At 63.5% G+C, this 6,503-nt stretch carries 5 protein-coding genes; 2 read left to right on the top strand and 3 right to left on the bottom strand.

The window, feature by feature from the left end; translation table 11 throughout:
• A partial coding sequence (dxs, locus tag AC1DQQ_RS22250; protein ID WP_478046817.1) for a 1-deoxy-D-xylulose-5-phosphate synthase occupies positions 1–1,901 on the top strand: 1,901 nt, incomplete at its 5' end.
• A 42-nt stretch (positions 1,902–1,943) separates the two neighbouring features.
• On the opposite strand, the gene AC1DQQ_RS22245 is transcribed toward dxs, so the two are convergent.
• The 3 genes from AC1DQQ_RS22245 to AC1DQQ_RS22235 form a co-directional block, all read right to left on the bottom strand.
• The gene (locus tag AC1DQQ_RS22245; protein ID WP_478043087.1) at positions 1,944–3,971 is read right to left on the bottom strand and encodes an alkaline phosphatase family protein; all 2,028 of its coding nucleotides are present in this window, start codon (positions 3,969–3,971) and stop codon (positions 1,944–1,946) included.
• 51 nt (positions 3,972–4,022) lie between these two features.
• A complete protein-coding gene (locus AC1DQQ_RS22240; protein ID WP_478046816.1) occupies positions 4,023–4,529 on the bottom strand; it encodes a hypothetical protein in 507 nt (168 codons plus the stop codon).
• 348 nt (positions 4,530–4,877) lie between these two features.
• Complete coding sequence (locus AC1DQQ_RS22235; protein WP_478032949.1) at positions 4,878–5,549, bottom strand: RBBP9/YdeN family alpha/beta hydrolase; 672 nt, start codon at positions 5,547–5,549, stop codon at positions 4,878–4,880.
• Positions 5,550–5,728: 179 nt separating this feature from the next.
• Between AC1DQQ_RS22235 and AC1DQQ_RS22230 the strand changes: the two genes are divergently transcribed.
• Positions 5,729–6,466: a TlyA family RNA methyltransferase gene (locus AC1DQQ_RS22230; RefSeq protein ID WP_478046815.1), complete on the top strand. Its 738-nt coding sequence runs from the start codon at positions 5,729–5,731 to the stop codon at positions 6,464–6,466.
• The last annotated feature ends 37 nt before the right edge of the window (positions 6,467–6,503 follow it).

Raw genomic sequence — 6,503 nt, 5'->3', positions numbered from 1 at the left:
TGCTCGACACCGTTTCGACGCCGGCGGATCTTCGCAACCTGAAGCCCGAGCAGCTGCGCCAGCTGGCGGACGAACTGCGCGCGGAGACGATCTCGGCGGTGGGGACGACCGGCGGCCATCTCGGTTCGGGGCTCGGCGTGGTCGAGCTGACGACCGCGATCCATTATGTGTTCAACACCCCTGACGACCGGCTGATCTGGGACGTCGGGCATCAATGCTATCCGCACAAGATCCTGACCGGGCGACGCGACCGCATCCGCACCTTGCGTCAGGGCGGCGGCCTGTCGGGGTTCACCAAGCGCAGCGAGAGCGAATACGACCCGTTCGGCGCGGCGCACAGCTCGACCTCGATCTCGGCGGCGTTGGGCTTTGCCATTGCCAACAAGCTGGCGGGGAGACCCGGCAAGGCGATCGCGGTGATCGGCGACGGCGCGATGTCGGCGGGCATGGCGTACGAGGCGATGAACAATGCCGAAGGAGCGGGCAACCGGCTCGTCGTCATCCTCAACGACAATGACATGTCGATCGCGCCGCCGGTCGGCGGGCTGTCGGCCTATCTCGCGCGGATGGTCAGTTCGAGCGAATATCTGGGCTTGCGGAGCCTGGCCAAGCGGATCACCGCCAAGGTCTCGCGGCGCGTCCACAATGCCGCGCAAAAGGCCGAGGAACTGACCCGCGGCTGGGTCACCGGGGGTACGTTGTTCGAGGAACTCGGCTTTTATTATGTCGGGCCGATCGACGGGCATAATCTCGACCATCTGATCCCGGTGCTGGAGAATGTCCGCGACAGCGAGCACGGCCCGATCCTGGTCCATGTCGTGACCAAGAAGGGCAAGGGCTATGGCCCGGCCGAGGCAGCGGCGGACAAATATCATGGTGTCCAGAAGTTCGACGTGATCACCGGCGCCCAGGCCAAGGCGCCGCCCGGGCCGCCAGCGTACCAGAACGTCTTCGCCGATCAGCTGATCAAGGATGCGACGCGCGATCCGACCATCGTCGCGATCACCGCCGCCATGCCGTCGGGGACTGGCATCGACCGCTTCGCCAAGGCGTTCCCCGACCGCACCTTCGATGTCGGCATCGCCGAACAGCATGCGGTGACCTTTGCCGCGGGTCTCGCCGCACAAGGCATGCGGCCATTCTGCGCGATCTATTCGACGTTCCTGCAGCGGGCTTATGATCAGGTCGTCCATGACGTCGCGATCCAGAACCTGCCCGTCCGCTTCGCGATCGACCGCGCCGGCCTGGTCGGGGCCGATGGCGCGACCCATGCCGGCAGCTTCGATGTCACCTATCTGGCGACGCTCCCCAACTTCGTCGTGATGGCGGCGGCCGACGAGGCCGAGTTGGTGCACATGACGCATACCGCTTCGCTTCACGACAGCGGACCGATCGCGGTGCGCTATCCGCGCGGCAACGGAGTTGGTGTCGCGCTCCCCGAGACGCCCGAGCGGCTCGAGATCGGCAAGGGCCGGATCGTCCGCGAAGGCAAGAAGGTAGCGATATTGTCGCTCGGCACGCGATTGCAGGAAGCCTTGAAGGCAGCCGATGCGCTCGATGCCAAGGGACTGTCGACCACGGTCGCCGACCTGCGCTTCGCCAAGCCGCTCGACGAGGAACTGATCCGCCGGCTGCTCACCACGCACGAAGTCGCGGTGACGATCGAGGAAGGGTCGATCGGCGGACTTGGCGCCCACGTGCTGACGATGGCGAGCGATAGCGGGCTGATCGATGGCGGATTGAAGCTGCGCACCATGCGGCTGCCCGACATCTTCCAGGACCAGGACAAGCCCGAGCTGCAATATGCCCAGGCCGGGCTCGATGCCGATGCCATCGTCGACACCGTGCTCAAGGCGCTGCGCTATAACGACTCGATCGTGGCTGATGGAGCAAGAGCCTGACGCTAGGCAGCCCCCTCCCGGCGGAGAGGGGGCATTGCCGGCTCAGTTCGTATCGGAGGGTGTAGCTTTGCGTGCGGCCCTGATCGCTTCGACTTGCGTCATCACTTCCTCGATATAGGCGGCAGCGCGTCCGCGGGTCTTGATCGCCCGGAATTCCGCGTAGAGCGCCGCCTTGGTCGCTTCTGACCTGTCGGACAGTTCGTATTTGGTCTTGAGCATGATCGCCAGCAGCCCCTGCAGATTGTCGCGTTCGGGGATCAGGGCTGTGGCGTCGAGCGCTTCCGCGCCGGCCGCCAAGTCTGCGGCAGCGGGGGCGGGCGGCGGCGCCGGGTCGTTGAGCGTGGTCGGGCAATCGGTCCGCGCGCTGCTCTGAAGCAGCGGCAGGACGCTGTTGGCGGCCTTGTCGCGCGCGGTCAGCGGCAGGACACCGAACACCTGTTCGATCGTCGCGAGCGCGGAACTGTGATCGTAGATCGTGTGGTCGACGCCTCCGGCCTGTACCCAGGGCGAGACGATGATAGCCGGTACCCGCACGCCATAAGTGTTAAAGGTGAAGCCAAATTCGCTCAGGCTGTCCTTCGCCCCCGGCGTGTTCGAACTGCCGTCGTCGGGCAGCGGAGCGGCGCCGGGCGGCACCGAGTCATAAAACCCGCCATGCTCGTCATAAGTGATGATCAGCAGGCTCTCGTTCCACAGCGGCGAGTTGCGGATCGCTTCGTAGACGGTCTTGATCAGTGCCTCGCCGCCGGTGACGCCATCCATCGGGTGCTGCGACGATCCGCCCTCGTACGATCCGTTGACGATGTTGCCGTAATTGGGCTCGATGAACGTGTATTGGTATGGATAATCGCCGGTCAGGTCTTCCGCCAGGTCGTTCACTGAATGCATCTCGGTCAGGAAGATATTCTTGAGCGACGCGACCTGCGCGACCGACCCGGCGATCGGTCCGTTGGGATCGTAATAGAGTCGGTAGGTGACGCTATCATTATTCAGCGCGTCGAAAATCGATCCGTGCGGATAGGTGAAGCCCGAGACACTCTCCCATTTGGCCATCTCTCCCTTGCTCGGACTATGATCGAGGCCATTGGACGACGCGCCATGGAGGAAGAAGCGGTTCGGCCAGGTCGGCCCCGGCAGCGACGAGAACCATTGGTCACACAGCACGAAATTGGTCGCGAGCTGGTAGGCCACCGGCAAGTCGGCCGCGGTATCGAAACACAGCATGATGTCGCCGATCTTATCCGGCGCCGGCGGTGACCCCTCGCTGTCCGTGGTGGCGTAATTCGCGGCAAAACCCGAATTGTTGATGGTGGGATAAGGGCCGTTGACCGGATAGATGGCGCCGACGCCGCCCAATTGCTCGACCACGTCGGGGAATTCGTGTCCAGGGTCGGTGGGCATGCTCGACGGCGCGCCGCCGCCTACATAATAGGTCGTGCCGTTATAGCTGTTGCTGTCGCTGGTCGTCGCGGCGATGATTCCGGGGATCCCGGACAGGGCGAACATGTTGTCGAACGAATGGTTCTCCAGCATCAGCACGAAGATGCGGCTGATCGGATAAGAGGGCCTCACCGTGCCCGCCGCGATCACGAAGCTGCTGTTGGTGCCCGACAGCGGCAGATTCAGCTGCGACGCGCCGTTGTTGACCGGTATGTTGAGGCCGGGCTGGCTGCTACTGACGATAGGCCCGCCGAGCCACCAATTGTTGGTCAGGGCATAGCTGCCCTGACCGATATTGAGGATCGCGCTACCCGATCCGCTGGCGGTGGTGACCTGGAGCTCCAACTGGAAGAAGAAATTGAGCTCTTCGGGTAGGCCGCCGCCGCCTGACGCGGCATAGGCGTTGAGGCTGTTATTGTTGCAATTGTTGTTGAAGGCCGTCGCCACAGGAGCGGATTTCTTGCGGTCGCAGACGAAGGTGATCGTGAAGACGCTGCCGTTCTTCTGGACCGTCGGCGGGGGCGCGCTGTCTTCTCCCGACGTGACATTCGCCGAATTGGCGACATAGGTCATCGAGGTGATCGTTCCCGAATTGTCGGTGATCGTGAGGACGTTGGTGGAAATCGACATACGAATTCCTTTGCCTGGATGGGGAGCTATTCGAGTGGCGGCGCGCGCCGTTCAGGCGATCGTGCCTGGTCCGAACGTGTAGCTGCTGGTCGATCCCGACAGCGGCAGCTCCAGCGTATCGGCCGTGCCGGCAATGGGGATGGTGAGACAAGGCACGCTGCTGGTCACGATCGATCCGCCGAGCCACCAATTGTTACTGAGCGCGAAATGGCCCTGGCCAGTGTTGAGCGAGACGGTTGCGTTGCCCTGTGCCGTGGAGAAGGTCAGCTCGAGCGTGAAAAAGAAGTTCAACTCGTCCGGCGTGCCGCCGCCGCCCGAGGCGGCATATACGTACGCGGTCCCGCCGCTGGCGTTGTTGAATGAGGTCGCGACATCGCTCGACCCCTTGCGGTCGGCGGCGAAAGTGATCGTCCAGACGTTGCCGCTGACGCCAATCGTTGCGGAATCGATGTAGCTCTCGCCCGATGTGACTACCGCCGAGCCGGAAATATAGGTTACGCCGATCAGTGTTCGGGAGTTGTCGACGATCTGCAGCGCGTTGCTTGTAATAGAAGACATGTAGTTCCCTCGCTATAGAATAGTTCTGGGCATGCGCGACAGTAATCCGCTGGATAAATCCAGCGAATACGATAAGGTTTACAAGAAGTTTACCGGCGGTCGTGGATACGAATCACGTCTATATTGAAGCGTTTGGTGTGCCAGAAGTCAATGATTCGGCGACAATAAATATAGATCAGATCGGACTTATTGTGGTTGCCAACAAGTTAAAATCCTGCGCGGCAATCGACGTGCGGACAGGCCGAGCTGACGGTTCGACATGAGCAAACGAGCGCCGGCAGGCGGCGCTCGTTCCTAACGATCGGTATCGGCATTCCCCCCGCGCCCGACAAGCGCGGGGGGAATGGGTCATTTGTGCAGATAATATTCCTGTGCCGCATCGGTCGCGTTGATCGCCAGGATCGAGCGCGCCTCGCCCGGCTTCAACGGATGGCCCGATCGGTCGGCCGATGCCGCGATGACGCGGTCGAGCAGCCTGCGGCCTTCTTCCCACCAGCCGATCCCGCTGGCGGCATTGAGGTGGCCTTGAGCGCCGGCGTCGACGAAATGGCTGCCCCAGAACGAGGCCATGCTGCGCGCCTGCCCAATGTCGATCCAGGGGTCGTCGGTCGAGGCGACCAGGATCGAGGGGAAGGGGAGCGCCTTGCGCGGCGTAGGCGCGAAACCCTTGAGTTCCTGGGCGGTGTCGGGGCGGTCGGGATCGGCGGGGGCGACCAGCAAGGCGCCGGCGACCGGCCAGCCATAAGGCTGTGGGCTCATCTCCGCCCACCAGGCGACCGCGAGGCAGCCGAGCGAATGCGCGGCGAGGATCACCGGCGCCTTGGCCTGGCGCACCGCCTGGTCGATCTTGGTCACCCAGGTGTTGCGGTGCGGCTGGTCCCACATGCCGAGCTCGATACGATGCGTGTCGGGGCGCGACGTCTCCCACAGGCTCTGCCAGTGTGAGGGGCCGGAACCGCCCAGACCGGGGACGGTTAATATGGTCGGAAGTGTGCCGTCGGGATGCGTGAACTGTCCCATCGTTTCTCTCCAAGAGAGGGTGGGAAGAAGACGGCGTGGGCGCTCTAGGGGGACGACCGCGCTGCTATCTTCATCTTCTTCCCAACGCCCAATCTAATTCCTAGTTTCTTGATGGGAATAAGCTTGCGCCCAATTGCCGCCGGATTGCGACGGACGGAAATCGCGGTCATGGGAGAGGAATGGCAAAGGTTCGCGCCGACCAACTCATCACCGACCGCGGGCTCGCGGAAAGCCGTACGCGCGCGCAGGCGCTGATCATGGCGGGACTGGCGTTCGCCGGCGACAAGCGAATCGACAAACCGGGGCAGATGCTCGCCGCGGATGCCGCGATCGAGGTCAAGGGACGCGATCACCCCTGGGTATCGCGCGGCGGGATCAAGCTGGCGCATGCGCTCGACCATGCGGGCTGGGACGTGACGGGCGCGGTGGCGATCGACGTCGGGTCGTCGACCGGCGGGTTCACCGACGTGCTGCTGACCAAGGGCGCGGCGCGGGTCTATGCGGTCGATAGCGGCACGAACCAGCTTGCCTGGAAGCTCAGGCAGGACGAGCGCGTCATTGTCCACGAACAGACCAGCGCACGTATCCTGACCGAGGCGCATATCCCCGAGCCGGTCGACCTGGTCGTGTGCGATGCGAGCTTTATCGGCCTGGCCAAGGTGCTTGAGGTACCACTGCGCTTCGCGAAACCGGGCGCGCGGCTGGCGGCGCTGATCAAGCCGCAGTTCGAGGCCGGGCGAGGGGAAGTCGGCAAGGGCGGGGTGGTGCGCGATCCGGCGGTCCATCAACGGGTTTGCGACGAAGTCGCGGTGTGGCTGACCGGGAGCGGCTGGGTGGTCGAGGATATCGTCCAGAGTCCGATCACCGGGCCCGAAGGGAATGTCGAATTCGTTATCCTGGCGCGTCTGCCCGCCTAGGCCGTCCATTTCCAAGACGGTAAGCCTGCCCAGAATG

This window comes from Sphingomonas sp. P4_G3 (assembly GCF_056401105.1).
Note: the sequence above shows the minus strand (reverse complement) of the source record. Positions and strands in the feature narration are given on the sequence as shown.

Excerpts from the sequence above, each read along its gene's own strand:
- AC1DQQ_RS22245 (WP_478043087.1), bottom strand. The coding sequence starts at position 3,971 with ATGTCGATTTCCACCAACGTCCTCACGATCACCGACAATTCGGGAACG.
- AC1DQQ_RS22240 (WP_478046816.1), bottom strand. The coding sequence starts at position 4,529 with ATGTCTTCTATTACAAGCAACGCGCTGCAGATCGTCGACAACTCCCGA.
- AC1DQQ_RS22235 (WP_478032949.1), bottom strand. The coding sequence starts at position 5,549 with ATGGGACAGTTCACGCATCCCGACGGCACACTTCCGACCATATTAACC.
- AC1DQQ_RS22230 (WP_478046815.1), top strand. The coding sequence starts at position 5,729 with ATGGCAAAGGTTCGCGCCGACCAACTCATCACCGACCGCGGGCTCGCG.